Source organism: Psychrobacter sp. TWP2-1-2 (assembly GCF_049896785.1).
Classification (GTDB): domain Bacteria; phylum Pseudomonadota; class Gammaproteobacteria; order Pseudomonadales; family Moraxellaceae; genus Psychrobacter.
Genome location: NZ_JAFCVA010000009.1, coordinates 26784 through 53553, shown reverse-complemented (window position 1 = coordinate 53553; position 26770 = coordinate 26784). Strand labels below are relative to the sequence as shown.

24 protein-coding genes and 2 tRNA genes are annotated in these 26770 nt (G+C 43.3%); 16 read left to right on the top strand and 10 right to left on the bottom strand.

What is annotated here, in order from left to right:
• Window positions 1-128: 128 nt before the first annotated feature.
• Window positions 129-1133, bottom strand: a complete 1005-nt coding sequence (gene rsmH, locus ACP7AE_RS09790) for a 16S rRNA (cytosine(1402)-N(4))-methyltransferase RsmH (protein ID WP_413786773.1) — start codon at window positions 1131-1133, stop codon at window positions 129-131.
• 514 nt (window positions 1134-1647) lie between these two features.
• Between rsmH and gltX the strand changes: the two genes are divergently transcribed.
• The 4 genes from gltX to ACP7AE_RS09770 all read left to right on the top strand — a co-directional run bounded on the left by gltX (window position 1648) and on the right by ACP7AE_RS09770 (window position 4125).
• A complete protein-coding gene (gene gltX / locus ACP7AE_RS09785; RefSeq protein ID WP_426242811.1) occupies window positions 1648-3177 on the top strand; it encodes a glutamate--tRNA ligase in 1530 nt (509 codons plus the stop codon).
• A 159-nt stretch (window positions 3178-3336) separates the two neighbouring features.
• Window positions 3337-3702 (top strand): hypothetical protein, encoded by a 366-nt coding sequence (locus tag ACP7AE_RS09780; protein ID WP_201540545.1) that lies wholly within the window; start codon window positions 3337-3339, stop codon window positions 3700-3702.
• A 122-nt stretch (window positions 3703-3824) separates the two neighbouring features.
• Window positions 3825-3900, top strand: a tRNA-Ala gene (locus tag ACP7AE_RS09775).
• A gap of 149 nt (window positions 3901-4049) precedes the next feature.
• A tRNA-Glu gene (locus ACP7AE_RS09770) sits at window positions 4050-4125 on the top strand.
• A 170-nt stretch (window positions 4126-4295) separates the two neighbouring features.
• On the opposite strand, the gene ACP7AE_RS09765 is transcribed toward ACP7AE_RS09770, so the two are convergent.
• Window positions 4296-4595 (bottom strand): hypothetical protein, encoded by a 300-nt coding sequence (locus tag ACP7AE_RS09765; protein WP_201540544.1) that lies wholly within the window; start codon window positions 4593-4595, stop codon window positions 4296-4298.
• Between the two features lie 284 nt (window positions 4596-4879).
• Between ACP7AE_RS09765 and ACP7AE_RS09760 the strand changes: the two genes are divergently transcribed.
• Together ACP7AE_RS09760 and ACP7AE_RS09755 are read left to right on the top strand one after the other, a co-directional pair.
• The gene (locus ACP7AE_RS09760; protein WP_201540543.1) at window positions 4880-5533 is read left to right on the top strand and encodes a LysE family translocator; all 654 of its coding nucleotides are present in this window, start codon (window positions 4880-4882) and stop codon (window positions 5531-5533) included.
• Between the two features lie 32 nt (window positions 5534-5565).
• Window positions 5566-6024: a hypothetical protein gene (locus tag ACP7AE_RS09755; RefSeq protein WP_201540542.1), complete on the top strand. Its 459-nt coding sequence runs from the start codon at window positions 5566-5568 to the stop codon at window positions 6022-6024.
• Window positions 6025-6136: 112 nt separating this feature from the next.
• Here ACP7AE_RS09755 and acnA read toward each other — a convergent pair whose 3' ends face one another.
• The gene (gene acnA, locus ACP7AE_RS09750; protein WP_426242808.1) at window positions 6137-8935 is read right to left on the bottom strand and encodes an aconitate hydratase AcnA; all 2799 of its coding nucleotides are present in this window, start codon (window positions 8933-8935) and stop codon (window positions 6137-6139) included.
• A gap of 460 nt (window positions 8936-9395) precedes the next feature.
• Between acnA and ACP7AE_RS09745 the strand changes: the two genes are divergently transcribed.
• Window positions 9396-10112 (top strand): metal-dependent hydrolase, encoded by a 717-nt coding sequence (locus ACP7AE_RS09745; RefSeq protein WP_193007540.1) that lies wholly within the window; start codon window positions 9396-9398, stop codon window positions 10110-10112.
• A gap of 45 nt (window positions 10113-10157) precedes the next feature.
• Window positions 10158-10748 carry a YchJ family protein gene (locus tag ACP7AE_RS09740; RefSeq protein ID WP_426242806.1) on the top strand — a complete coding sequence of 197 codons (591 nt, stop codon included), beginning with the start codon at window positions 10158-10160 and terminating at the stop codon, window positions 10746-10748.
• A 165-nt stretch (window positions 10749-10913) separates the two neighbouring features.
• On the opposite strand, the gene ACP7AE_RS09735 is transcribed toward ACP7AE_RS09740, so the two are convergent.
• From ACP7AE_RS09735 to ACP7AE_RS09720, 4 genes are read right to left on the bottom strand one after another with little or no spacing between them, the layout of a single operon-like run.
• Window positions 10914-12572, bottom strand: coding sequence for an RNA-binding domain-containing protein (locus ACP7AE_RS09735; protein WP_426242804.1), 1659 nt, complete (start codon window positions 12570-12572; stop codon window positions 10914-10916).
• Window positions 12573-12580: 8 nt separating this feature from the next.
• Window positions 12581-13477: a class II glutamine amidotransferase gene (locus ACP7AE_RS09730; RefSeq protein ID WP_426242802.1), complete on the bottom strand. Its 897-nt coding sequence runs from the start codon at window positions 13475-13477 to the stop codon at window positions 12581-12583.
• Window positions 13478-13789: a hypothetical protein gene (locus tag ACP7AE_RS09725; protein WP_426242800.1), complete on the bottom strand. Its 312-nt coding sequence runs from the start codon at window positions 13787-13789 to the stop codon at window positions 13478-13480.
• Between the two features lie 49 nt (window positions 13790-13838).
• Window positions 13839-15026, bottom strand: coding sequence for a homoserine kinase (locus tag ACP7AE_RS09720; RefSeq protein WP_426242798.1), 1188 nt, complete (start codon window positions 15024-15026; stop codon window positions 13839-13841).
• A 188-nt stretch (window positions 15027-15214) separates the two neighbouring features.
• Between ACP7AE_RS09720 and hisF the strand changes: the two genes are divergently transcribed.
• The 8 genes from hisF to truC all read left to right on the top strand — a co-directional run bounded on the left by hisF (window position 15215) and on the right by truC (window position 24138).
• Complete coding sequence (hisF, locus tag ACP7AE_RS09715; RefSeq protein WP_201540534.1) at window positions 15215-15997, top strand: imidazole glycerol phosphate synthase subunit HisF; 783 nt, start codon at window positions 15215-15217, stop codon at window positions 15995-15997.
• Window positions 15998-16202: 205 nt separating this feature from the next.
• Window positions 16203-16724 carry a 6,7-dimethyl-8-ribityllumazine synthase gene (gene ribH, locus ACP7AE_RS09710; RefSeq protein WP_201540533.1) on the top strand — a complete coding sequence of 174 codons (522 nt, stop codon included), beginning with the start codon at window positions 16203-16205 and terminating at the stop codon, window positions 16722-16724.
• Between the two features lie 230 nt (window positions 16725-16954).
• Entirely contained in the window at window positions 16955-17827 is an 873-nt protein-coding gene (nusB, locus tag ACP7AE_RS09705) for a transcription antitermination factor NusB (protein ID WP_426242795.1), read from the top strand.
• 2 nt (window positions 17828-17829) lie between these two features.
• On the top strand, window positions 17830-18870 hold the full coding sequence (gene thiL / locus ACP7AE_RS09700; RefSeq protein ID WP_201540532.1) for a thiamine-phosphate kinase: 1041 nt from the start codon (window positions 17830-17832) through the stop codon (window positions 18868-18870).
• Between the two features lie 3 nt (window positions 18871-18873).
• Entirely contained in the window at window positions 18874-19452 is a 579-nt protein-coding gene (locus ACP7AE_RS09695; protein ID WP_201540531.1) for a phosphatidylglycerophosphatase A family protein, read from the top strand.
• A gap of 255 nt (window positions 19453-19707) precedes the next feature.
• The gene (gene glmU, locus ACP7AE_RS09690; protein WP_426242793.1) at window positions 19708-21090 is read left to right on the top strand and encodes a bifunctional UDP-N-acetylglucosamine diphosphorylase/glucosamine-1-phosphate N-acetyltransferase GlmU; all 1383 of its coding nucleotides are present in this window, start codon (window positions 19708-19710) and stop codon (window positions 21088-21090) included.
• 247 nt (window positions 21091-21337) lie between these two features.
• Window positions 21338-23182: a glutamine--fructose-6-phosphate transaminase (isomerizing) gene (gene glmS / locus ACP7AE_RS09685; RefSeq protein WP_426242791.1), complete on the top strand. Its 1845-nt coding sequence runs from the start codon at window positions 21338-21340 to the stop codon at window positions 23180-23182.
• Between the two features lie 185 nt (window positions 23183-23367).
• Complete coding sequence (gene truC / locus ACP7AE_RS09680; protein ID WP_426242789.1) at window positions 23368-24138, top strand: tRNA pseudouridine(65) synthase TruC; 771 nt, start codon at window positions 23368-23370, stop codon at window positions 24136-24138.
• 165 nt (window positions 24139-24303) lie between these two features.
• Here the strand turns inward: truC and ACP7AE_RS09675 are convergent, their stop codons facing one another.
• From ACP7AE_RS09675 to ACP7AE_RS09665, 3 genes are all read right to left on the bottom strand, one after another.
• Window positions 24304-25248 (bottom strand): EamA family transporter, encoded by a 945-nt coding sequence (locus tag ACP7AE_RS09675; protein WP_109592026.1) that lies wholly within the window; start codon window positions 25246-25248, stop codon window positions 24304-24306.
• Between the two features lie 158 nt (window positions 25249-25406).
• Entirely contained in the window at window positions 25407-25706 is a 300-nt protein-coding gene (locus ACP7AE_RS09670) for a LysE family translocator (protein WP_201540515.1), read from the bottom strand.
• A gap of 155 nt (window positions 25707-25861) precedes the next feature.
• Window positions 25862-26695 carry a sulfite exporter TauE/SafE family protein gene (locus ACP7AE_RS09665; protein ID WP_426242786.1) on the bottom strand — a complete coding sequence of 278 codons (834 nt, stop codon included), beginning with the start codon at window positions 26693-26695 and terminating at the stop codon, window positions 25862-25864.
• Between the last annotated feature and the right edge of the window lie 75 nt (window positions 26696-26770).

Sequence of the window (26770 nt, the reverse complement as noted above, 5' to 3'; positions counted from 1 at the left end):
TAGCAGATAATGTTTACAGATTTTTAACAGCCGCGTAAGTATTCAGACTTTCTATCCTACTTAATTGACGGCAACCAATCACCAGCAACGTAGCCAAACACCCTCTCTATAACATCACGCTACCTCTGTCATTGCTCGACACTGGGTAAATAGTCGGTATCAGTACGAGTCGCCATGCGCAACCACGCACTACGCGCGCGTGGATTTTGACTGGTTTCAGCTTTGCTTGGACCCACGCGTTTAGGCTTGCTAAAGTAGCGTGGACGCTTGGGCGGCATCGGCAAATTCTCATCCTCTGGATATTGCCCTTTGCTATGACGCTGCAAAAACTGCTTGATACGGCGATCCTCTAACGAGTGAAAACTAATCACTGCCAGCTGCCCGCCTGCTTTCAAAATCGGAATGCTTTGTTCTAAAAAGTCGTCAACATCGCCAAGCTCATTGTTAATAAAAATGCGCATCGCCTGAAAACTTTGAGTCGCTGGGTGCTTACCGCGCTGCCAATTAGGATGCGCCACTTTAATCACTTCAGCCAATGCCAAAGTAGAGTCGTAACTGTCCATCTGCTTAATAGCACGGGCGATACGGCGACTATGACGCTCTTCGCCAAAATCATAAAGCACATTGGCCAAGGTTTCATCATCGACTTTTTCTAACCACTCAGCGACCGACTGCCCACGACTGGTATCCATACGCATATCAACTGCACCATCACGCATAAAACTAAAACCGCGACTGCCATCATCAATTTGCGGCGATGAGATACCCAAATCTGCCATTAAGCCATCAACTTGAGTGATTCCCATTGCCATTAGACTATCCGTCAACGTCGCAAAACTATCGTGCACCACTTTTACGCGACTATCGGTATTTGCCAATTCGCGAGCAACGCTAATAGCGGTTGGATCTTTATCAAAAACAATCAAGGTTGCGTCATCGGCCAACTGACTTAATAGTAGTCGGCTATGACCACCACGCCCGAAGGTTGCATCAACGTAGATGCCACTCATCTGCAAGCTATTTTGGTTGTCGCTGCTTTGTTCTGCATCGTCTGTTTGCTTTGGTAGCGCTTTGACACCCAGCACTGCCGCGACGGTTTCTTGCAATAGCACCGCGTCATGAACAAAGCTCAATTCACCAGAGCTGGCTTTATCCGTGACAGACTCTTGAGTCGGCTGATTAGTAGAGTCATTCTCTACCACAAAATCGTTTTCCACAGCAGACAGCTCAGCCGCTGATGCAGCATTAACAGTGGCTAGAGAAGAATCTATTTTAGAATCTTGCTTAGTATTCGGCGTATTTTTTGGCTTATTATTCAATATGGACACAAACGACTCAGTAGATGACGACCATTTTGGTCAGTAAGAGTGAAAAATCAGATGAAAATAAACAAGTTATGACTTGTCTAACATTATTATCGCAAGGATACACGGGTAGTCAAGCGCTAGACGGGCATTTCGTTAAAAATATTCCATCTCTCTGTTATACTAGCGCTATATTTTACGCTATTTTTCTACATTGACGGCTATTGTTTCATCCGTATTTTTTATTCAAACGTGTTATTCATATTTATTATTAGCATTTTTCACTGCTATTTTTTTCATTTTTCACAGCCATATTCATTAACTAGCCTATTCTGAGAATTTTATGATGCAATCATCGACTTCAACTAACCGCACGCGCCCTGTCCGCACCCGCATTGCGCCATCGCCTACTGGCTTTCCGCATGTCGGCACCGCTTATATTGCCCTATTCAATTTAGCTTTTGCTAAAGCCCACGGCGGCGAATTTATTTTACGTATCGAAGACACGGATCAAACGCGCTCAACCGAACAATCTGAAAAAATGATTTTGGGTGCGCTGCGTTGGGTCGGTCTCGACTGGGCGGAAGGTCCAGATATTGGTGGCCCGCACGCGCCTTATCGTCAGAGTGAGCGTAGTGATATTTACAAAAAGCACGCTGAGCAGCTCATAGAAAACGATCATGCATTCCGCTGCTTTTGTACCAGCGAAGAGCTCGATGCCATGCGAGCTGCGCAAATGGCCAATGGTGAAACGCCACGTTATGACGGTCGCTGTGCCCATTTAGCCCCTGAGAAAACTGCGCAATTGGTCAGTGAGGGCAAACCTCATGTCATTCGTATGCGTGTGCCTACCGAAGGTGTCTGTCAAGTACATGACATGTTACGCGGTACGGTTGAGATTCCTTGGACACAAGTCGACATGCAAGTGCTGCTAAAAACCGACGGCATGCCGACTTATCATTTAGCCAACGTTGTCGATGACCATTTGATGGACATCAGCCATGTGCTACGCGGTGAAGAGTGGCTGAACTCTGCACCCAAGCATCAGCTGCTCTATGAGTATTTTGGTTGGGAGATGCCCGTACTTTGCCATATGCCACTACTGCGTAACCCAGACAAATCAAAACTGTCTAAGCGTAAAAATCCAACCTCTATCACGTATTACCGTGATGCCGGCGTGCTACCTGAAGCCTTGCTAAATTACCTTGGTCGTATGGGCTACTCTATGCCTGACGAAGCTGAACAGTTTACCCTAGAAGAAATGATTGCCAGCTTTGATATTCAGCGTGTGTCACTTGGCGGCCCTATTTTCGATATCGAAAAACTGAACTGGCTCAACGCAGAATGGTTGCGTGCGCTTACTCCTGAACAGTTAAAAAACAAAATCCTCGATTGGGCAAATAACAGTGACAAGCTTACGGCTATCGCAGCGGCAATTCAGCCTCGTATTGAGCTGTTATCTGATGCAGTTAATTGGGGTGGCTTTTATTTCCAGAACTTACCTAATATCAATGCTGAGAGCTTTACCCATAAATCACTCACCCCTGAACAAATCATGGATATGCTACAACTGTCATTATGGCAGCTAGAAACCTTACCAACGTGGACGGAAGAAAATATTTACGCCACGCTAAAAGGTCTTGCTGCCCATCTTGATATTAAAATGCGTGACTTTATGGCACCGTTCTTTATCGCTATCGCTGGTAGCACCTCATCAACGCCAGTCATGAATTCTATGGCAATTATCGGCGCTGATATGACCTTGACTCGCTTGCGTCATGCGATTGACGTACTTGGCGGCTTAGGTAAAAAGAAACTGAAGAAACTTGAGAAACAAGCGGCAGAGTTGCCAGATTTTTTAGCAGCTGAATAGTTTGGCAGCTGAATAACTTATCTACTAAACAGTCGATTAGCTGAAATTTATGAATTTAGAAGGGTCAGGTCAATTCTGACCCTTTTTTTGTCATTAATAGGTACTACTACCCTTCAACTATTAAATATCCTTTATCAAACCTTTTAACTGGAAACAAACATGGCCGCCAAAACCGTCACGATAGAAAGCAAAGACTATGTCTTTAACACGCTCAAAGAAGCACAGAAATACTATGATGCTATCGTAAAAGAGCTTTGTGATGCAAAACTTACCCTGACAAAGGGTCAGGACTTTGAAGATTTAAAGTGGATATACACCACTTACTGCAGTTATACCAATCATAATGTCGATCGATTGAAAGAATCTGACATCGTTGGCTTTAAAGGAATCAGCACAGTACAACAAAAAGGGGGGCAATATATCCCCACAGAATGTTGTGCCATTATTTTTCCAGACGGCAGGGAAGAAGAATTCTTTACCGATAAAGCCATTAAAGAGATTGCTATCAAGCAAAATCCACGCTAATTTGGGCTTATTAAGTAGCTAAAATAGCTTTAAACGCTTTTTTTCGAATATTTATGCATTATTTTTAAAATAGTAGTTGACAAGACTGCCGCTCTTACATAAAATACGCACACTCTTAGCGAGGGGCTATAGCTCAGTTGGTAGAGCACTTGCATGGCATGCAAGGGGTCAACGGTTCGACTCCGTTTAGCTCCACCATACTATTTATTGCAACGCTCAGTACTACTGAAACGTAACCATAAATACTCGCTAGTAGGATGATATCAGCACCTAGGCAATGCTTATTTATTAAGCTATCTGATATTGTGAAGTACCGTTGTAGCCTTTTTGGTTATAACACTCTATGCGTCCCCATCGTCTAGAGGCCTAGGACACCGCCCTTTCACGGCGGTAACGGGGGTTCGAATCCCCCTGGGGACGCCACTATTCGGCGTCACTTGTTAGCACTTTTGCTTAACACCTTTAAGCATCAGGTTAGACTAATAAGCGAACAATAAAAAATCCCAGTCATCATACGGTGACTGGGATTTTTTATGTCTGTTGATTTTGTTATATCCAGTTCATTATGGTTTGGATAAGCTGAAATTAATATATCAACGATCATAACAAGAGACAAACTCTCTAATCGCCCAGCCCCAATGCCTGTATTCGCCCTTGTAATAGCCTTCTAAATATACCCACGGACGATTTTTACTATCATAAGTAGTATCTGTGACATACACCTCGCGATCATTACGCAGCTTATTAATAATCTTGCCATTAGGCTCGTCGCGAATGTTTAGTGGAGTACCCGTCGGATCTGTTACTTTGCAAACTCTCTCGGCATGCGCGGCATTTATCCCAACAGTCATGGCCAAAACAGATACAGCAATGGTATAAGCCAAACGTTTCATCTCAAATCCTTATTATCAACAAATGTCTTATTAATCTCTGATATCTTATCAGAGTTCACATTGCGGTATCTGCGATTTTATAAGATATTTACGTTTTATTGATTTTGAGAAAGACTGAAGCCATAACCTACTTTATGGTTTCTAATATCAGTATTTATTGAATGATTTATTGTATTGCCAACTCTTACGATCCTCGCTACCATCAATCCTATAAGAATTTTATAGAATGTATAAATACTTTATAACATACAAATTTTTAGGCTTAACACAAGGAAGTTTTAACCATGTTCGGGATTGAGAACTATCTAGGGTTTATCATGGCAGCTATCTTGTTAAACCTGACCCCAGGCACGGATAGCATGTACATCATTACCCGTAGTATTTCGCAGGGGCAAACGGCAGGGTTTTATTCTGTGTTGGGTATTACTTCAGGCATTCTGGTGCATACGCTACTGGCTTCGCTAGGATTGTCCGTGTTGCTGGCTAACTCCCCCACGGCATTTATGCTCGTAAAATATATTGGTGCCAGCTATTTGTGCTATCTAGGCGTCAAAATGCTCATAAGTAAACAACCGCCTTTGATAGCCGCGAGTTTGCAGGATGACGAGAAGCCAAAGCCCGTTCAGCCTTTAGATCACTGGCAAATATATAAGCAAGGTGTGCTCACCAATACCTTTAATCCAAAAGTTGCATTATTCTTTTTGGCGTTCTTCCCTCAGTTTATCGATGCCAGTTATGCTTATAGCATGGTGTCGTTCGTCATTTTAGGACTGACCTTTGCTGTCACTGGCTTTATATGGTGCTTATGCTTAGCATTATTGGCGTCAAAATTCAGTGAAAACCTGAGAAAAAAGCCCTCTATCGAAGCCATTTTAAACAAGATAAGCGGTGTGGTATTTATTAGCTTGGGAATTAGGCTGTTGACTGAGAAAGGTTGAAACCATTGGAATCAATAGCAGAGGAAATAATAATGAACGATGATACTAAGCAAAAAATCACTTTATTACTTGAAGAGTTAATTAATACTCCATGCTCAGAGTCAAGGCAAGTAGCAATAAAGCGTGAACTAGACAAACTGTCTCCTGACCCATTTTGGAGTGACTATATATTCTGGAGTGATGAATATGTAAACGAAGACTTAAGTATCCATTATGAGAAATTTTTTGATAAAATTTCTGAGTATCCAAATTCTCATGAGTATAAAACAAAAAGTCGCATTTTAGAGTTGGCACAAAAACTTGTTATTAGAGATTTCTCTGAAATTAGTGAAGTTGATATCGTAAATGAAATCAATGAACTGTCTCCTGATATCAGTTGGACGAATTATCTTTTTGTCGATAAGACCTGCTTAAACAATGACGGCAGTATCAATAAAGAAGCATTCTTAAATAAAATATTTAAGGAGAGCTGGAATGAAAACTTTAGATAGTTCATTGAAATAGATTTGCAGATACGTGTTTCCCTTTTCCCAGATAATAAAAAAGCCCAATCCCTACTTTGACTGGGATTGGGCTTTTTATCATTCTAAGCTCAATTGACTATTACGCTGCGTTTTTGCTCTCAGCAGCTAACTGACGTAGCACATAGTGCAATACGCCGCCGTGACGCACGTACTCGCGCTCTTTTGGCGTCTGGAGCATCACATTGACATCAAAGCTCTCAGACGAACCATCGGCACGTGTGGCCGTGACTTTGGCGGTCTTACTTTCGCCATTATCTAGACCTGTAATACTAAGCACTTCTGAGCCGTCCAGTTTATAGGTATCAGCATTTTCACCGTCTTTAAAGGTCAATGGCAACACACCCATACCGACGAGGTTTGAGCGGTGAATACGTTCGAACGAGCTAGTCAATACTGCTTTTACGCCAAGCAAAATCGTACCCTTCGCTGCCCAGTCACGGCTAGAGCCAGAACCATATTCTGCGCCGCCAAGTACCACGAGCGGACGCTTGTCTTCTTTATACTTCATTGCCGCATCATAGATGGCCATTTCTTCGCCGTCTTGAAGCGTGGCGCTATCGCCTTTGAAGTAATAAGTATAGCCACCCTCTTTGCCAGCCATCATGGTATTTTTGATACGGATATTGGCGAAAGTACCACGTGTCATGACTGCATCATTACCACGGCGTGAGCCATAGCTATTGAAGTCGGCTTGCATCACACCGCGCGCTTGCAAGTACTTACCTGCTGGCGAATCTGGATCGATATTACCGGCTGGTGAGATATGGTCAGTGGTGATTGAATCGCCGAACAGACCCAAGATACGTGCGCCTTCGATATCAGGAATACCTTCTGGCTCCATGGTCATACCATCAAAGAACGGCGGGTTTTTGATATAAGTAGACGCTTCGCTCCACGGATACAGCTGGCTATCGGCTGAGCTAATAGCGTTCCATGCAGCACTACCGTCAAACACTTCACCGTAGTTTTTGCGGAACATATCCGCATCGATATTATTGGCAATCAGCTCATTGATCTCATCTGACGTTGGCCAAATATCTTTTAAGAAGACATCTTTGCCATCTTGATCTTGTCCTAACGGCTGCGTCGTTAAGTCAATATCAACCGTACCTGCCAGCGCATAAGCAACTACGAGTGGTGGTGACGCCAAATAACTGGCTTTTACGTGCGAGTGGATACGACCTTCAAAGTTACGGTTACCTGACAACACGGCAGCAGCGACTAAGTCTTTTTCTTCGATACCTTTTTCAATCGACTCTAAGAGCGGTCCTGAGTTACCAATACAAGTGGTACAACCATAACCCACTAAATAGAAGCCTGTTTTTTCAAGCTCGTCCATTAACTTAGATTTTTCAAGATAATCGGTGACGACTTTCGAACCGGGAGCTAATGAAGTTTTGACCCAAGGCTTGGCTTTTAGACCTTTTGCAGCGGCTTTTTTCGCCACTAATCCCGCGCCAATCATCACTGCAGGGTTTGAGGTATTGGTACATGAGGTAATCGCTGCGATGACGACTGAACCATCACGCAATTTATGGCTCTTATCATCGATATTGACGTCAGAGCAAACATTAGGCTTAGCATAGAGTCTATCCGCTTGCTCTTGCTCGCCGCCTTCTTCATCAAAGCGTACCTTGCCTTCGACTTCTGATTTGCGGTCTTTGGTCATTTTTTCTAAAGTTTCGCCAAATTTTTCGTGCATATCAGATAGATTGATACGCTGCTGTGGCAAATTCGGACCGGCAAGTGCCGGTTGTACCGATGATAAATCGAGCTCTAACTTACTTGAATAAGTTGCCGCTGGGGTATCGGCATCGTGCCATAATCCTTGCGCCTTAGCATACTTTTCGACCAACTCAATCTGGCTTTCTTCACGACCTGATAGACGCAAATAATCAATCGCCATTTGGTCAATCGGGAAAATACCACAGGTTGCACCATATTCTGGCGACATATTGGCAATTGTTGCCCTATCAGCAAGCGGCATACTATGTAAACCTTCGCCATAGAATTCGACAAACTTACCAACCACGCCATGCGCTCTTAGCATTTCAACCACACGCAATACCAAATCCGTCGCCGTAACGCCTTCAGTGAGTTTACCTTTTAGCTCAAAGCCGACCACTTGTGGAATCAGCATCGATGACGGTTGGCCAAGCATTGCCGCTTCCGCTTCAATACCGCCCACGCCCCAACCAAGCACGCCAATACCATTAATCATCGTCGTGTGGCTGTCAGTACCAAATACCGTATCAGGATAAGCCGTCAGCTCACTTTTACCATCAACATTGACATCAGCAGCCATTACAACACGAGCTAAGTATTCAAGGTTAACCTGATGCACAATACCCGTCGCTGGTGGTACGACCACAAAGTTTTTAAACGCATTACGACCCCAATGCAGGAATTCATAACGTTCATTGTTACGTTTAAATTCAATTCTTTCGTTCAAGTCTAGTGCATCTTCGCGGCCATAAGCGTCGACCTGTACCGAATGGTCAACGACCAATTCACTGGGGATAAAGGGGTTAATTTGCTCAGCTTTACCGCCAAGCTCAACCACGGCATCACGCATGGCTGCCAAGTCGACAACTGACGGCACACCAGTGAAATCTTGCAAGACTACACGGGCTGGCATAAAGGCGATCTCTTTCGACGCTTCTGCACCTGCATCCCAGTTGGCAACGGCTTCGATATGGTTTTTGCCGACAGATTGACCATCATCTTCATTACGTAATAGGTTTTCTAAGACGATTTTCATACAAAATGGCAATTTGCTGATGTGCTCAAAAGTTTCGGTCAGCTTTGGCAAACTGTAATAGGCATGTTCCTTGCCCGCGACCGAAATGGTGTCTTTTACATTAAAAATATCACTCATGGTAGCTTCCTTATCGTTGTTATAAATCCTAAGCCCAAACGGTTATAGGTTTATGCTGAGGATTGGTGGCTAGATAGATGATTGTACGAGTTGTATTCAAAATCATTATTATTTGACACAATACAATATAAATTTGAGTTAACAAAATAGCTAAGTGACTCTTTAGGACTTAACAATAACGTTCTTTTACCATAACAAAACGGCGGCGCTTTGTTAACGTCTAGACGTTGTCAAATCGTGGCATAATCGTAAACGTAACAAGGGTTTAACGTTCTATTATTAAGTATCAATATATTTTCCAAAGAAATATTAGAATCAAAGGTAATGGGTAAACCAGTCGCGGCATACGAGCCTTATCTATTAGACGTTTGGCTGCGCTATGCTATTATGGTGCGCTTTTTTACCGCTAGGCAAACGCCTCGAAACAATCGTTTCGCGCGCTACTTATTGATGAGTTTTTATGGCAAATTTTAACACCCACCTGAATGTTGCATTTATGGTCAGTGGTACACTCAGTTTGACAGTTTATAAAGCGGGATTGATTGATGACTCGGGGTTTTTAGTTTGCGTGGCGCTCGGCACCATCGGTGGGCTACTTCCCGATTTGGATTCTGACAACTCCACACCGATTAAACTTGGGTTTAATATTACTTCGTTTATTTTTGCCTTTGGTTTGGTCATGCATTGGCGCAGTGAGCTGAGTTTGCTCGCCCTGATTGCATTATGGCTGGCAGGCTACGGCTTTATGCGTTATGTGGTTTTCTCTATTTTTACCAACATGACCGTGCATCGCGGCGTGATTCACTCCGTGCCTTATATGGCAATTTTGGGTTTGGGGCTGACTTATTTAAGCTACTACGTTTTGCACCTCCCATTAACGGCAAGCTGGTTTTACGGTTTATTTTTATTCGGTGGAGCGCTAGTGCATTTGACATTGGACGAGCTATATAGTGTTAACTTATCGAATATGAAAATGAAGCGCTCATCAGGTACAGCGATGAAGTTTTATCAGCCTAAAGATAAGTGGTGGTATTTATTGCTATATACACTGCTCGCCATGTTGGTCTATTTTGCCCCGCCGTTTGATGCGTTTTGGCAGCAGCTGCGCGACCCAGCACCATGGGCACAGCTAAAAGTTGGCATATTGCCAGAACTAATAAAAAGCATGCTGCGATAAAGATACGGTAAAGCAGTAAAACCCAAGCGAAAATGAGAATAAAACATGCAACCTAATCTACACGTTTGCCCTTGCCAAATTCATCCATCATCAAGCGCTATCAGCTCACCACTACTGTATAAAGATTGCTGTCAGCCTTATCATGAGGCTGTTTATAATGATGCTATTTATAATGGTGAGGTTGGCAAAGCAGAGGGTATAAAAGCGGAGACAGCCGAACGTCTCATGCGGTCGCGTTATAGTGCCTTTGTCTTGGTTATTCCGGAATATATCGTCAAGACTACTCTACCCGCGCAGCAAGACTTGCTAGATATAGAGGCGATTGAATCGTGGGCAAAAGAGACGAATTGGGCAGGATTAGAAATCGTAGCTTACACGCCAAAGCTAGGCAAACGCCATGCGCAAGTTGAGTTTAAGGCTTATTTCAAACCAACTAATAATGCAAGTACTTTAGAAGAGAAAGTGCAGGCGCATCATGAATTGTCTGCCTTTGTGAAGGTGACAGACAAAATCAATAATGATGTACGCTGGTATTTTTTGGATCCGACTGTTTCAATGTCTGTGACGCAAAAGCAGCCGTGTATTTGCGGGTCGGGTGAGAAGTTTAAGCGGTGTTGTGGCAGTTATTTGGGGTAGTTTCTCTCTCATTTTTTGATGTTTCTCTCTCAAATCATTAGCTTACTTATAATCACTGGTTTCTTGAAAGCTATATATATCAATGCTTTAAAAAAAATAGCATTTCTCTCTCTCTCTCAAATAGGCTTTTTCTCTCTCAAAGCTCTCTCAATTAAAATGCTTCTCTCACTTCATAACCCACTTAGAATTCCTGCCTGCTCCAACGTTTTCTATTTTTTCTATTTTTCTAAGTTTAGTTAATAAATGACCTATTTTAGTGATTTTCTGTTTTTCATCAAGAACTTCACTAAGTGTTGGTATTAGCAAACTGTCGATATCAGGCCTTGTAGCACATTCATATTTGTCTATATAGTCTAAAATAAGTTGCATATAAAAAGTATCATCTTGAATTCTATTACGTATATATTTAGCTTTTTTGTTAGTGGCTTCTGCTACTGATGATGATACATAGTAGTTCGGTCTTCGTCCCTCGATAAGGTTCTTACGTTGTAACTCTCTAGCCATACCCTTAGAAATATTCTGACCTTTTTGAACTCTATCTAAAGCTATAATTTCCATTATTGATAAATCTGTGTTTTTAATTAATAACTTGCTATATGCAGGGTCTACAACATCACCATATATAATTAACTTAACAGCCTGTGGCATAGTCAAATCGTAATCAGGTAACGGCAGATAGCGCTTCGCTTGTTTTTCGTACATTTCATGGATTCCATAACCCATCGTGTCAATCATATTGAGCTGAACCATAGCTTGCGCAAGCTTATAATTACGATACTTTTTTGGTCTTCTCTCTTCTGTTACATAATCCACAGGTTTGCCTTCGAAAAAGCTTCCTTCACTTTCAAAGATTAAACGATCTATTTTTTCAGACACGATAATTCTAGAGTTTTTAGTATAGTCCTGATGGGCTATACAGTTATGCAAAGCTTCTAAAACGACACGTTGATTATATTTATCGATTTCAACAGGAATGAGCTCATCATCAGGTAAAATTCTTATTTGGAAGTTACGTATCTTCTGGTATAGCTGTGTTGATGTTAATAAAAAAGGTGGATAGAAGTGTTCGTAAGCTCTTTCTTCCACTTCTAAGCTCCATACCATAGCCGCAGGGTGCGGTGAAAGAAATCTAGCTGACTCTGGTTTTCCAAGAAGTAAAAGTGTAGATCTAGTAATTTTGCCATTTTCAGTTAATCTAGCTTTGTTTAGAAAATCTAAATCGTCTAGCTCAAGCACTGTTTCATTTTCAAGCCTTTGACCCATTTTTCTAGCAAAACCTTGCTTTGCTTTATTTAATGCATCGGGATCTAGGTCATTTATAGTCGCTTCTGATACTATTTGTGCTGACCAATCTATCCATTTTTCTTGTTGATTAATCTCATTTAACTTATCCAATCCTAGTGCTACTAAGCTTTCACCAGCTCTAGCGTAGTAATGCCCGTTGTAAGATATTGGCGAACCTTTAGGTGCTGCTGGAATTTGAAACAAAACAACACCCCCTTTAGGATGTTGCAATTCAAAAATATTTCTAAATGTAATTGTTGGTTGCGTATCTTGAGAAATCTGCTGACTCACTGATTGTATACGTTCAGAACTCTTAGCTTTGTAGTCTGTGCCAATAACTTGTCGGGTTTTATCATCAATACCAAATACTAGCCAGCCAAAACTTTGCCCTCGCAAATTGGCTTCGTTAGATATAGCTGAGAAATACTTCCCGATATCAGATAAAGAGAACTCTCTTTTACCGCGCTTAAATTCGACAACTTCATTTTCCCAACATTCAATAAGAGTATCGAGTAACTCTAAAAGCTCATCATGGTTCATATCACCCCCTAAACACTCGCCCCAACCGCTCGTGCCACCGCAATGCCTTCATCAATCGTCAAAAATTTTCGCTGGCTTGGGCTGTCTTTATAAATAACATCACCATCTTGGAATATTAAGCACTCATTGACGGCCAACTGCTGCCATTTCTCATTTTCAGTGAGCGGAACAGTGACTAAGATAGTAACTTTATCCGTATCTGTCGTCACATCGCCAAAGTTAATGGCCAAATCATCATCTGCCAATTTTGCTTCGCCAAACGGCGCTTGACGCGTGAGATAAAACAATAAACTCCCCGCATAAGCCAATTGCCAGCTACCATTTGATATCAAGCAATTAAACAACCCATTGGCGGATAAATAACGACATTGAGTGGTCAAAAAGTTAAACAGCGTTTGGTCATCAGGGCGAGTTTTAAAGCTACTTTTTAAACGATTAACAAGGTAGCAAAAAGCAATCTCAGAATCGGTTGAACCGACTGGCTGACAATGTGAGGCATTACCATTTTCTTGCAGGCGCTGGCAGCGTTTAATAAATTCGCTATTCATCTGTCCATTATGCGCAAATACCCACTGCTCGCCCCAGACTTCACGGACAAAAGGATGGGTATTCGCCAAACAATTCTGACCTTGGGTTGCTTTACGAATATGTGCGATAACATTCATCGCTTTAATTGGATAGTTATTGACCAAATCAGCAACGGGCGATAAATGGCTCGGATGATTGTCATGAAACAAGCGCAGTCCGGTCGAGGCATTACCCGAATCGCATTCACTACGCTCGAAAAACGCAATTCCAAAGCCATCTTCATGACTGTCTGTCATGCCGCCGCGACGGCGAAACCCTGCAAAGCTAAAACCAATATCGGTTGGGGTATTACAGTTCATTCCTAAGAGTTGACACATTTATACTTCACCGCCGTTGTTGTCGTCTTTTGCAGAATTTAAAGTAGAATTTGGATCAGTTTCTGACACTTCATCAAACATCTCATAAGGCGTTGCCCCATCGGTGTCAATATTCGCCAAGATACGTTGCGCATGCGCCAAATCAGTATCCTGTATCCACAGCACAATCCCAGAATTCATACCGGGCATTGCGCTCAGCGGTTGCAGAGACACCGTAATACCGTTATTACGCAGCAGATTGGCATGCAGCTCGCCTTGCATATTGGTATCGTAGCGTGCCAGTTTGTGCCAGTTATCAACTTGATCGGTCATGGGATCCGCCTTTATGGTTTTGATACAGGAATGGTCGAACAATAACAATCTATGCTAATTGGTCGATCGTATATTCTTTGATTACGAACTCACTGCTATTACTTAATTTATCACGTGCTTGCTCAGCTTGGGTGATACTGCTAAAAACACCGATTAGCTGAGTGTTTTTTTGCGCCGCGGATTGATTAGCTAACAATATAAAAACTGTATTTTGCGCCTTTTCAACATGTGACCAATGATAAGCGGCAAGGCGTTTCATCAGGTCAGGATTTTTGACCATGATATTATCGCCCGTACGTCCTTCGGTACGGTTATAGTGAATAACATTGAGACGTAATAGCCAAAAAATCACAGCCGCTTTTGCGAGCATCACTGGTAAGGCGCGTTTTTCATCTTCACCGAGCATGCGTTTCGACTCATAGCCTTGTAAGAAAGCCGCCATTTTACTGCGGTCAAAATTCACCGACTCGCCTTGTTCAGCCATACCCCACGTGGTACAAAAGTCATTAATCGTAATGGCAATATCCATCACATAGTGCTCGACGCTAACTTCAGTAAAGTCTAACAACCCAGTCAGACGCGCTTCACTTTTTTGGCTATTATTTAACGATAAGTTCCATAGCGTGTTATCGGCAAACATGTCTAAATGACATAAGCCTTTTGGCAAAGTGGCAAGCGGCAAATCCGTATAAGACTGCCAAATATCACTCATCAATTTGGCTTCGTCAGCTGGCATAAACTGCCTTTCACGATCGCGCACCTCGCTCCATGGGTATAAAGGCACGCCATATTCTTCCGCAGGTTGTAGTGCTTGCAATGTCTCATGCAGCATCGCTAAAGCGGCCCCAATTTCATGACACATCGCTTGCGTCGTCTGCTGTGGATGCGAGCCTGCTAGACATGGCACTAAGGTAATCGCTTTATTGTCATAGCGTATGACATAGCATTTTTCTGCGCTATCAGCGCCTAAATCAAGCAATGATAACGGCGCAGCGACCGGTAAGTTACCATCCAATTGATTAAGGATAACCGCCATTTTTTCGATGTCTTCTGGTGGACGCTCTTCAAATAGCGTAAATACATAAGAGTGTGCGCCATCCACATCGTCAGTCGTCTGAATAAACCAGTTAGAGTTTTTGATACCTTGGGTAATCGGAATGGCACGTGCAAATGACACGCCAAAACGTTGGCAAAAAGCGGCAAACTGGTCATCGGTTAACTGGGTATAGACGGACATGACATCTCACTTATGGCAATTAAAAAAAGGTAGATAGGATAAATATCGACGGTGATGGCAACGATTGCACCGCTTATAGATAAACTTTGCTTAAAAGCACATTAATCTTGCGAAAACCTGCCTGAGATGGCGGTGATTTTGCTAGACTAGCGCTTATAGAATGAATTGATTATAAGGCGAAAGTCCCTATGTTAGCAAAGCGTATCATTCCTTGTTTGGACGTTGATAATGGCCGTGTGGTCAAAGGCGTACAATTTGTCGATATTAAAGACGCAGGCGATCCTGTCGAAGTAGCAAAACGCTACAATGAACAAGGCGCTGATGAGATTACTTTTTTGGACATTACGGCAACCAATGACGAGCGTGATACGACGTATCATACGGTTGAGCGCATGGCAGAAACGGTATTTGTGCCGTTAACCGTCGGCGGCGGTGTGCGTAAGATTGCCGATATTCGTAATTTGCTCAATGCGGGCGCCGATAAAGTGGCGATTAACTCAGCAGCGGTATTTACTCCTGAGTTCGTTGGTGAAGCGGCGCAAAAATTTGGTAATCAATGTATTGTGGTTGCTATCGATGCCAAGCGCGTCGCTAATATTGAGGTTGATGGCATCATCATGCCGCGTTGGGAAATATTTACTCACGGTGGTCGTAAGCCAACGGGTATTGATGCGCTCGCTTGGGCAAGCAAAATGGCTGAGCTTGGTGCTGGTGAGTTATTGGTGACCTCGATGGATGGTGATGGTACCAAAAAAGGCTATGATTTGGCACTCATGAAGCAAATTACCAGTCGTGTGAATGTACCTGTGATCGCTTCAGGTGGCGTCGGTAATTTACAACATTTAGCCGAAGGGGTATTAGAAGGCGGCGTCGATGCCGTTCTTGCTGCCAGTATTTTTCACTTTGGTGAGTATACTGTTCAAGAAGCCAAAGAATATATGGCAGCGCAAGGGATACAAATGCGTTTGTAAGACATTGGTAAAATACAAATCTAACAGCAAAAAATGTTATCATAGCGCTAACTGCTTATTATCATTTGATTTTCGTTCATTTAACTGTTTATTTAATGGATAATTAACCTATTGAATAAACTACTTGAACCTAGCAATATATTTAGATTCCTAATACTTATATTCTTATACTTCTATTAATAGCCTATTCGGCAAAGGATTTTTTATGTCAAATTTACAACAGCAACGCAATGACGTGACCCATATCGATGGTAACTTACATCAAAACGAAGACGTGCGTATCGGTATCGTCGTAGGTCGTTTTAACGGTTTTGTCGTTGAGTCGTTGGTTGATGGCGCGATTGATGCATTGCTTCGTCATGGCGTATTGGGCAGTAACATCACTGTGATTCGTGTCCCGGGTGCATTTGAGTTGCCATTGATTGCACAGCGCGCTGCTGAGTCTGATCGCTTTGACGCTATCGTTGCTTTGGGTGCGATTATCCGTGGTAGCACGCCGCATTTTGACTTTGTCGCAAGCGAATCTGCTAAAGGTTTAAGCAGTGTTGCCATTGACTATAATATTCCAGTAGCAAACGGCGTATTGACTACTGACAGCATCGAGCAAGCGATTGAGCGTGCTGGTACTAAAGCGGGTAATAAAGGTTCAGAAGCAGCGATGGTTGTACTAGAAATGCTTGCTGTGTTATCACAGTTAGACATTGATGATGGCAGCGAAGACGCTTAATTGCATTCACTGTTAGCCGCATTTGTGAGTATAAAATTATTATTTATTGTTTGAAATGGGGCTATGGTTACAACGATAGCCCTCAGCACTTTACAATAGCATTAGCATTAATATTTTAAATGATTATCGAACATCCATCTCCAAGACTGACTAGCAACATTTGCGAGTCGACCACTATTTAACATTTTATTTTTAAACTTATTATCTCAAAAACTAGGTATAGACCCCTTATGACTGACCAACTCAAGCGCGCTATTAGCGCTGCACAAACCGCACAAGTTAATGACCAACAAGCTGAAGCCACGCGCATCGCGAGCAGCAGTGCGGGCGATCAAACCTTTGATATGAGTGAGTCTTCTTATAAGACCAGTCACACTGCTATTCGTAAGGCACGCCGCTTTGCTATGCAAGGTCTATATGAATGGCTGGTTACTGACCGCCGTTTTGATATCGATGGCAAGCTTGGTTGGAAAGCCAATGCCCCGCACGATATTGCTGCTCGTACACGCGCGACCAATGCCATGCATACTGTACATATTGGCTACTATCATGAAATGATGCGCGATATCCCAGAGCAGATCGAGGCGCTAGATGTCCTTATCTCTCAGCATCTTGACCGTGAAATCGATAAATTGGACACCGTTGAACACGCTATTCTTTTGATTGGTGCTTACGAGCTACAAAACCGCTTAGAGATTCCTTATAAAGTGGTACTTGATGAAGCGATGAAGCTGAATAATCACTTTGGCGCTACTGATGCGCATAAATTGATTAATGCCGTCCTTGATAAAATGGCGGTAGAGCTACGTGCTATTGAAGTAGAAGCAGATAGCAAAGCCAATTTACGCACCTCACAAAAAGCGGCTGCTAAACCTGTAATAAAAGCGGATAGCAATGCTGACGATAACGCTGATATAGAAGGTAGTGCTGATACAGCTGCCATTGAAGAAAAATCAACTGCCTCAAACAAGCCTCGTATTAGCGCCAATAATGCTACCGTCAAACGCAATAGTGCTAGTAAAGCTACTGCCAATATTAGTGACTTTAAAGCGAGCAAAAAAGCGATTGAAACAGACCGCACTGATGCAGACAGCAAAGACTAATCATGAATGAGTTTGAGCTGATTGAGCGTATATTCTCCCAAATGCAAGCTGCGCAGTCATTGTCTAGCAGTGTTGACAAAGGCATTATCGAAAAAGGCATTGGTGATGATGCCGCGGTGATGAGCTTGCCTGCAGGCGCGCGCTTGGTCAGCTGTATTGATACGCTGGTTCAAGGTCGACATTTTAGCGCTGACTGGGAGCAAGTAAATAATCTGGCATTTACCATCGGTTATAAAGCCGTGGCAGTGAACGTCTCAGATATTGCGGCTATGGGTGCAACTCCGCATAGTATTCTACTGGCGTTAGCCTTACCTCAGCGCTTGGCAAATGAGCGCTGGTTAAGTGAATTTGCTAAAGGCTTATTTCATGCTTGCCAGCTATTTGGGGTGACGCTGATTGGTGGTGATACCACGCGCAGCGACAATTTAGTGCTTAGTGTCAGCGCGCAAGGGTTACTCACCAAAGAGACGCCAGCCGTCTACCGTTCAGGCGCGCAAGTTGGCGACAAACTTTATGTCTCAGGCACGCTTGGCGATGCCGCTTATGCGCTACAAAATCCTGACAATGCTATCGGTATTGAGCTTGCGCATCGTCTACATATGCCAACGCCACGTATTGCACTGGGTTCAGCATTGGCAAAAATTGGTGCGACGGCAATGATAGATATCTCTGATGGTCTGTATCAAGATATTGGACATATCTGCCAACAAAGCAGCGTTAGTATGCGCATTCATCTTGATCAGCTACCTACTAGTAAAGCATTGGTAAACGCTGAGTTAACTGAGCGCTTGTTGTGCCAGCTGGCTGGCGGTGATGATTATGAATTGGCTTTTACTTTGCCTGCTCATATTGAACCACCTGTCAATGACAGTAGCAACACGCCTGTTACCTATATCGGCGAAGTCATAGCCGTAAATGAGCCAGATGCTATCAAAAATTTACGACCAGAGCTTTTTTATCAAGGACAGCCAATCACACCTGCCCATCCCGCCCCCTTTACTACTTGGCCCAATCTGACGGGTTACCAACATTTTGCAGGTTAACCCATGATTGATCACAACCTATCTAAGCCTGATATCCGTAAAGCCAATGACTGCCCGCCTCTACCCGCCGATGCCAATATGCTTGACCGCATAGTTTATTGGCTTGGGTTGGGTTTGGGTAGTGGTCTGCCTCGCCGTGCACCCGGTACTTGGGGCACGGTTGGTGGCTTAATCATCGCGATACCATTGCTAAGCTTAGGATTCGTGCCATTTTTGATTATTACCATTCTCTCTTGTGTGATTGGTAGTTGGATATGCGGTCGTACCTCAGAGCTAATGGGTGGTCATGATAACCCGCATATCGTCTGGGATGAATGGGCAGGCATGTGGCTTACCCTACTGCCGCTATCTTATATGGGTATCGCTGACGGTAATTTTTGGCAAAATATCGCTCAAATCTCTTCTATTGTTGTCATTATTATCGCCTTTATATTGTTCCGCTTTTTTGACATTATTAAGCCACCACCGATTGGCTGGGCAGATAAAAAAGTCGCGGGCGGCCTAGGTATCATGCTTGATGACATCATCGCAGGGGTCATGGCAGCAGCCGTCTGGATCATTATTTATACCACCATCCTTTAGCTGTTAAATTAGCCTCGCTTTATATAAGCGACGGTCTTTCATAACCGATTGTCGTTTATAGTCCATCATTTTTTGACTCTCCCACTTTTTTAGTAATGCGTTTGTGACGATAGCCAATTTATCAGCAAGCCACCAGTAAATGGTAAGCCCATGACAAGCAACGTAAGTTACAAAGATGTCACGACATAGCGTTTTGGTTAAATAGCTATTTACGCTATAATCCAACCCTATATTTTGTTACATTTGTAGGCTATTATGACATCTCCTCTTTCGGTAATTATCCTCGCTGCAGGCAAAGGCACGCGTATGCAGTCGGCTAAGCCAAAAGTGCTACAGACATTGGCTGGTAAGTCGTTATTGGGTCATGTCCTTGATACTTGTCATCAATTAACGGTTGACGACACTATTATTGTTCATGGTTTTGGTGGCGAGCAAGTCCAAGCAGATATCAATGCTCAATATGCGCATCTGCCTATTACTTGGGTTGCTCAGACTGAGCAATTAGGTACTGGACATGCGGTAAAAGTGACCCTGTCGGAATTACCCAAAGAAGGGCAAAGCCTGATTCTCTATGGTGATGTGCCATTAGTCAGCTGCCAGACATTAGCAACGCTACAAGTGGCTAACACCGAGGGCATGTCGATGTTGACATTGACCGTAGATAATCCTTTTGGTCTCGGTCGTATCAAACGTGACAAAGACGGCAACATCGAAGCCATCGTCGAGCAAAAAGATGCGAGCGCCGATGAGCAGAAAATCCAAGAGATTAATAGCGGTATTTACTGCGTCGATAATGCGTTATTACATAAATACCTGCCAAAGCTGTCTAATGACAATGCGCAGCAAGAATACTATCTGACGGATATTGTCAAAATGGCAGTCGCTGAAGGCATTAATATTGTCGCGATTGAGCCTGAGCATACCTTTGAGATTGAAGGCGTCAATAACCGCCAACAGCTCGCTAGCTTAGAGCGCACTTGGCAAGGCAAACTGGTTGCCGACTTGCAAGAAGCGGGCGTGCAGTTTGCTGATCCAAGTCGCGTTGATATTCGCGGCACCTTAACTGCGGGTCAAGATGTGTTTGTCGATGTGGGTGTGGTATTCGAGGGTGATTGTGTCTTAGGTGACAATGTTTATATTGAAGCGGGCTGTGTCATCAAAAACGCCCACATTGGTAATGCCTGCCACATAAAACCTTATTGCGTGATTGATCGCGCTGAGATTGGGGCAGGTGTTGATGTCGGTCCTTTCGCCCATTTGCGTCCTGAAACCGTACTGTCTGATAATAGTAAAATTGGTAATTTCGTCGAGATTAAAAAATCAACGGTCGGTCATGGCAGCAAGGTTAATCACTTGAGTTATATCGGTGATACGACCATTGGTACAGATGTTAATGTCGGCGCAGGCGTCATTACTTGTAATTATGATGGTGTCAATAAATCACAAACCATTATCGAAGACAATGCCTTCATTGGCTCGAATTCAAGTTTAGTGGCACCTGTGACTATTGGTGATACCGCTACGGTTGCCGCAGGTTCAGTGATTACTAAAGACGTCGACAGTAAAGCATTAGCCTTTGGACGGGCACGACAAACTCAGAAAAACGACTTTCAGCGTCCGACCAAAAAGTCAGAATAGCAATGGTCAATCACAAGCATTTTGACTAATGTCTATTGAAGTAATACTAAGCAGCATGACAATTTTTGTGATGCTGCTTCCTTATATTTATAACGTCAAAATTGTTAGTATAAAAGCTCTGCCAGTATGAACTTCTATTATTTATTGACTGAACATTATCGCCTCTCAAAGTATTTGAGCGGTTAAGCATTGAAACATTGAAGCCTTTAAAAATCAAAACATGAAACATCGAATTTAAGGAATAGTTATGTGTGGAATCGTTGGAGCAGTCGCTGAGCGTAATATCGCTAATATCTTACTTGAGGGTCTTAAGCGTCTAGAATACCGTGGTTATGATTCTGCCGGTCTGACCGTCATTCGTGATGGCGAACTCCATCGCGAGCGCCAAGTGGGTAAAGTGCAAGCATTGGTCGATGCTGTGGCAGTTAATCCTGAATTTTTCGATGGTCATATTGGTATTGCGCATACACGTTGGGCAACCCATGGCGAGCCGGCACAGCGTAATGCCCATCCGCATGTATCGGGCAAGATTGCTGTAGTACATAATGGTATCGTTGAAAACTATGCCGAGTTAAAAGAAGAATTGATTGCTAAAGGTTACGTATTTACGTCGCAGACCGATACCGAAGTCGTTGCTCATCTAATCAATGATATCTACAAAACAACGCCTGATTTACTAGAAGCGGTTCGTGCGGTTATTCCGTTATTACATGGCGCATTTGCCCTTGGTATTCTACATATCGACTGCCCAGAAGAGCTGATTACTGTTCGTTTAGGCTCTCCACTAGTGATTGGTGTGGGTATCGGTGAGAATTTTATTGCTTCTGATCAATTAGCCCTACTACCGGTCACCAATCGCTTTATGTACCTAGAAGAAGGTGATATCGCCAAATTGACGCGCAGTAGCATTCAGGTTTATGCCGATGGTGTCGAAGTAAAACGTCAGATACATGAAATTGATGCGGCACAGCACAATGCGGATAAAGGTGAGTTTAAGCATTATATGCTCAAAGAAATCTATGAGCAGCCAGACGCGGTCGCCCGTACTGTTGAGATGGCTGTAGATAGCGATGAGCCGTCTAAGCTGCGCGATGATTTTTTACAGCGTCATGAAGCGCAATTAAAAGGCATTAAGCATGTCCAAGTCATCGCTTGTGGTACCAGTTATCACTCAGGCTTGGTCGCAAAATATTGGTTTGAGAGCCTTATTCGTGTGCCTTGTTCCGTGGAAGTCGCTAGCGAATTTCGCTATCGCAATCCTGTTGTCATCGACAACACGCTTGTCATTTGTATTTCTCAATCTGGCGAAACGGCAGACACGTTATCGGCGCTACGTGATATTCAAAAGCACACGCCAGTAGGTCTAGTTAGCTTAGCCTTATGTAATGTACCAACATCATCTTTGGTACGTGAGACGGATATCTTTTTACCAACGCTTGCTGGTCCCGAGATTGGTGTTGCTTCTACCAAAGCATTCACCACTCAGCTCGCCGCTTTAATGCTATTGGTCTTAAAAGTGGGTGTCGTTCAGGAGCGCATGACTGGCGAAAACCTGAGTACCTTGCTTGGTCAATTACAAGAGCTACGTGGTCAACTACATGCCAGCTTAAACCTCGATGCGCCTATCAAAGCCATGAGTGAGCATTTTGAGTATAAAAAGAGCTGCTTGTTCTTAGGTCGAGGTCTACAGTTTCCAATAGCGCTAGAAGGCGCGTTAAAGCTGAAAGAAATCTCTTATATCCACGCTGAAGGCTATGCAGCAGGCGAGCTGAAACACGGTCCATTGGCATTGGTCGATAAAGACATGCCCATCGTCGTACTAGCGCCAAAAGACAGCATGTTTGATAAGCTAAAAGCCAACATGCAAGAAGTACACGCGCGTCATGGTGAGCTGTTCGTTTTTGCCAGTGAATCTAGTCAAATGGTCGCAGAAGACAGATTACATGTGGTCTATGTGCCCGATGTTTGTGAAACGCTTGCCCCTATCGTCTATAGCGTACCCGTACAGCTATTGTCATATCATGTCGCCGTAATGCGCGGCACAGACGTCGATCAGCCACGTAACCTCGCAAAATCAGTGACTGTTGAGTAATATAAGTATTTGATTTTAACAATATTATTATTAATCAGCTGCTTTTTACACCGAGTCCTTCGCTATCTGGTACGAATAAGATAGCGAAGGATTTTTTTGTGAATAACGAAATAGAAAAATATCAGTAATCTATATAATTCAATCACTTATATAATTACTGTATCTACAGTATGGACAATGAGAACATGGATATCGAAAGCGGCACCGCCAATCAAATCACTAATCAAATAGAAATAATCTATGAAGATGAATTTCTGGTGGCAATTAATAAAGAGGCTGGTCTATTGGTGCATCGCAGTTGGCTGGATAAAGGCGAGACGCGCTTTGCCATGCAGCTCACCCGTGATGCGGTAGGTTGTCATGTATTTCCGGTGCATAGGTTAGACAAGCCCACATCGGGCGTATTATTGTTTGCCAAGAGCTCAGCCGTGGCGCGCAGCCTTGGCGAGGCTTTTACTGAACACAAAGTTACCAAGCAGTATTTAGCCGTGGTGCGCGGCTATATGTCAGAACAAGGCACCGTTGATTATGCGTTGAGCTTTCAACCCGATGCCATCGCCGATAAGTTTACTGATTTGGACAAACCCGCTCAAGAGGCGGTGACCCATTGGCAAAGTTTGGCACAAATCGAGCTACCATTTGCCGTATCAAAAAAGCATGACACGAGCCGCTATAGTCTTGTGCGCTTGACACCCGAGACTGGGCGTAAGCATCAGCTGCGTCGGCACATGCGACATGTATTCCATCATATCGTGGGTGATACCAGCCACGGTGATATACGGCATACACGATTTTTTCGTACTCGCTATGATTGTACGCGCATGCTGCTGCATGCTCAGACTTTAGCGCTCAGCCATCCTGTCACTGGTGAGCCGTTATTGCTAAAAGCTAAATTAGACGACCAATGGATGCGTATCTTAGAAGAGTTTTCTTGGGTAGACAGCGCTAAAGATTAAACAGTGTAGGTTTTATCTTAGATAGTCATATCAAAGAAGTCGACATACTGATGCTAGATACGAAGGTTCGGTATCCTAGTGAGGACTTGAACTTTCGGCTATGAGCTTTTGGATTTTTATTTTTATTTACCGTAAGCGCTGTTATAGGAATAAGAACAGCTAACATCATATTGGCTGGCGCTTTCTTCCCAGTTTCATTTTTATATTCGCTAGCACCAACCCCGACAATATCAATATCATTGCCAGCATCTTCCACCATGTCACGACCTCTCCTGTAAGCAGCACTGAGGTTGTCATACCGAATACTGGCACCAATAGAGCAAACGGCATAACCTTAGAAGCCGTATTTTGACTAAGCAGATGCGCCCACAGTCCAAAGCCTATCAGCGTTGAGACATACACGATAAACCCAAGTGATAACCAAGACTTAAGCGATGCCTCGTTAAACGTCGCCAGCTGCCATGCCTCGGTCTCAAATATGAGAGAAGATAGAGTTAAAATCACGCAAGCGATCAGACCACCCCAAACCACGAGAGCGAGAGCAGACAACGCGGATGCCTTATTCCTTTCAGTATTAGACGGAATAATAGCCCCGTCTGATCCTTGCTGCGTCGCTTGTGTTGACGCCTGTTTTGAAGCAATGTTACCAAAACTCCAGCCTATGGCCGCAATCAAGATACAGACAAACCCAGCCAGAGGCATATCACCACCAAGGTTCAACGCGATGACGCTAAGCCCTAGCACACCGACCAGCATACCGATGATTTGCATGCGACTCACTGCCTCACCCAGTATAAAATACGCCAACAATACGGTAATAAAAATTTGAATTTGTAGCAATAGTGCCGTCAATCCTGCTGATGCCCCTAAGTGCATGGCAGTGAATACAAAAGCATACTGCATGACAAACGTACCGATAGCATAGATAAGTAATGTACGGTTAAATTTGGGCGGCTTCAGAAAGAAAACCAGTGGCACAGCGGTAAAGAAAAAACGCAGGGCGGTGAGCATTAGCGGTGGAAAGCTTTCAAGCCCCCATGCAATAAAAGTAAAGTTCACACCCCAAATAAAAGTAACCAGTACAGCCAATGCAGTGTATATAGGAGTCATGTAGTTGGCCTAGGAAGTTATGGCTGATTATTATATTTAAAAAAATTTTATGACAATCTCGTATTAACCATAGGATGCTTTTAGAGAGTGAGTACTACACTTACAAACAATAGAACGGCAATGAGCATTAATGCTGCACCGCCTATTTTTGTAATTAACTATAGGTTATCTTGAGCTTTCCATAGATACCGACTGGCTAAAGCAAATGCTTCTGCGTAGCAAAAATGGATTAGTAAGACCAAGAGGCAAAAAGCTGAAGCTAAAATCAGAAATTGAGAAAGATAGGTTTGCTCAGTATCGATAAATTGCGGAAATACAGCCATAAAAAATAAGATAGGTTTTGGGTTAGAAAGGGAGGTTAGCAAACCTTCTTTGAACAACCTACCAGCACTTGTGCTACTCACATCTAACGTGTTGTCAGACTCTAGGACAAATGATTTTCTTTTTCCAAAGGCCATTTTGAAAAACAAAAGAGTATACCCCAACAGAACCAGTTACTTCACCATTTAGACCCATTAATAGACCACTTAAAGCAGACTGATATAAGAGAACCACTCAAAATAAACTTTTGAACGATCTAAATGTTGCAGTTTAAACGCGCCAATATAAAGACTTAAACCAATCCCTTATACAGAAAGTAACACCCTACAACCGTTAATAACAACGCAAAGCATTTTTTCAATAATTGCGGTGATAGTATATGAGCAACTTTCGCGCCTAGCTTGGCGGTGAAAAAGCTCATGATGCTGATCCCTAAAAAGGCATAAATGTGTACAAAGCCAATGGTATTAGGCACATCAATTCGTTGCTGCATCCCAAAAAACATAAAACCTAATGCTCCAGCAATAGCAATCGGTAGACCACAAGCTGCTGAGGTGCCAACGGCTTTTTGCATGACTAGACCATAACGCGTGAGATAAGGCACGGTTAAGCTACCGCCGCCAATACCGAAAATGGCAGAAGCGATACCGATAACCCCACCTGCTGCTAATTGCTTAGGTTTCGAAGGCAGTTGTGTATTAGCATCGTCGGTACTACTAGAATTGGTAGCAGGATTAGTAACCTGTTTTTTGCCACCGAAAAACATCTTGTAGGCGACCCAAAGCAAAAATACGCCAACAATGAGCTGAAGATACAGCCCAGATATCTGCCCTGCAATCCCTGCCCCTAAAAAGCAACCAATCGCTAAGCCTGGTGCCAGATTTTTAAAGACAGGCCACATGACTGCGCCTTTTTTATTGTGTGCCATGAGCGAGCTGATAGAGGTGACAATGATGGTCGCCAGTGACGTCCCCAATGCCAAATGCATGATATTGTCAGGGCTGTAACCCATTTGCGTAAAGACGATGAATAATAATGGCACGATAATTGTGCCACCGCCCACACCAAATAGCCCCGCAGCAAATCCTGCTAGCGCGCCTATGATTAAAAAAACGATTAATTCCACGAGATATTTACTTCTTATGTAGAGTTAGTACGATGGTTATTTTAGTTCAGTGACAATCAATCAGTTAAAAAGCCA

Excerpts from the sequence above, each read along its gene's own strand:
- ACP7AE_RS09745 (WP_193007540.1), top strand. The coding sequence starts at position 9,396 with ATGGCAAATTTTAACACCCACCTGAATGTTGCATTTATGGTCAGTGGT.
- ACP7AE_RS09720 (WP_426242798.1), bottom strand. The coding sequence starts at position 15,026 with ATGTCCGTCTATACCCAGTTAACCGATGACCAGTTTGCCGCTTTTTGC.
- ACP7AE_RS09735 (WP_426242804.1), bottom strand. The coding sequence starts at position 12,572 with ATGAACCATGATGAGCTTTTAGAGTTACTCGATACTCTTATTGAATGT.
- acnA (WP_426242808.1), bottom strand. The coding sequence starts at position 8,935 with ATGAGTGATATTTTTAATGTAAAAGACACCATTTCGGTCGCGGGCAAG.
- ACP7AE_RS09760 (WP_201540543.1), top strand. The coding sequence starts at position 4,880 with ATGTTCGGGATTGAGAACTATCTAGGGTTTATCATGGCAGCTATCTTG.
- ACP7AE_RS09675 (WP_109592026.1), bottom strand. The coding sequence starts at position 25,248 with ATGACTCCTATATACACTGCATTGGCTGTACTGGTTACTTTTATTTGG.
- ACP7AE_RS09765 (WP_201540544.1), bottom strand. The coding sequence starts at position 4,595 with ATGAAACGTTTGGCTTATACCATTGCTGTATCTGTTTTGGCCATGACT.
- ACP7AE_RS09730 (WP_426242802.1), bottom strand. The coding sequence starts at position 13,477 with ATGTGTCAACTCTTAGGAATGAACTGTAATACCCCAACCGATATTGGT.
- ACP7AE_RS09780 (WP_201540545.1), top strand. The coding sequence starts at position 3,337 with ATGGCCGCCAAAACCGTCACGATAGAAAGCAAAGACTATGTCTTTAAC.
- ACP7AE_RS09725 (WP_426242800.1), bottom strand. The coding sequence starts at position 13,789 with ATGACCGATCAAGTTGATAACTGGCACAAACTGGCACGCTACGATACC.
- hisF (WP_201540534.1), top strand. The coding sequence starts at position 15,215 with ATGTTAGCAAAGCGTATCATTCCTTGTTTGGACGTTGATAATGGCCGT.
- glmU (WP_426242793.1), top strand. The coding sequence starts at position 19,708 with ATGACATCTCCTCTTTCGGTAATTATCCTCGCTGCAGGCAAAGGCACG.
- gltX (WP_426242811.1), top strand. The coding sequence starts at position 1,648 with ATGATGCAATCATCGACTTCAACTAACCGCACGCGCCCTGTCCGCACC.
- thiL (WP_201540532.1), top strand. The coding sequence starts at position 17,830 with ATGAATGAGTTTGAGCTGATTGAGCGTATATTCTCCCAAATGCAAGCT.
- ribH (WP_201540533.1), top strand. The coding sequence starts at position 16,203 with ATGTCAAATTTACAACAGCAACGCAATGACGTGACCCATATCGATGGT.
- ACP7AE_RS09755 (WP_201540542.1), top strand. The coding sequence starts at position 5,566 with ATGAACGATGATACTAAGCAAAAAATCACTTTATTACTTGAAGAGTTA.
- ACP7AE_RS09695 (WP_201540531.1), top strand. The coding sequence starts at position 18,874 with ATGATTGATCACAACCTATCTAAGCCTGATATCCGTAAAGCCAATGAC.
- glmS (WP_426242791.1), top strand. The coding sequence starts at position 21,338 with ATGTGTGGAATCGTTGGAGCAGTCGCTGAGCGTAATATCGCTAATATC.
- truC (WP_426242789.1), top strand. The coding sequence starts at position 23,368 with ATGGATATCGAAAGCGGCACCGCCAATCAAATCACTAATCAAATAGAA.
- nusB (WP_426242795.1), top strand. The coding sequence starts at position 16,955 with ATGACTGACCAACTCAAGCGCGCTATTAGCGCTGCACAAACCGCACAA.
- ACP7AE_RS09670 (WP_201540515.1), bottom strand. The coding sequence starts at position 25,706 with ATGGCCTTTGGAAAAAGAAAATCATTTGTCCTAGAGTCTGACAACACG.
- ACP7AE_RS09740 (WP_426242806.1), top strand. The coding sequence starts at position 10,158 with ATGCAACCTAATCTACACGTTTGCCCTTGCCAAATTCATCCATCATCA.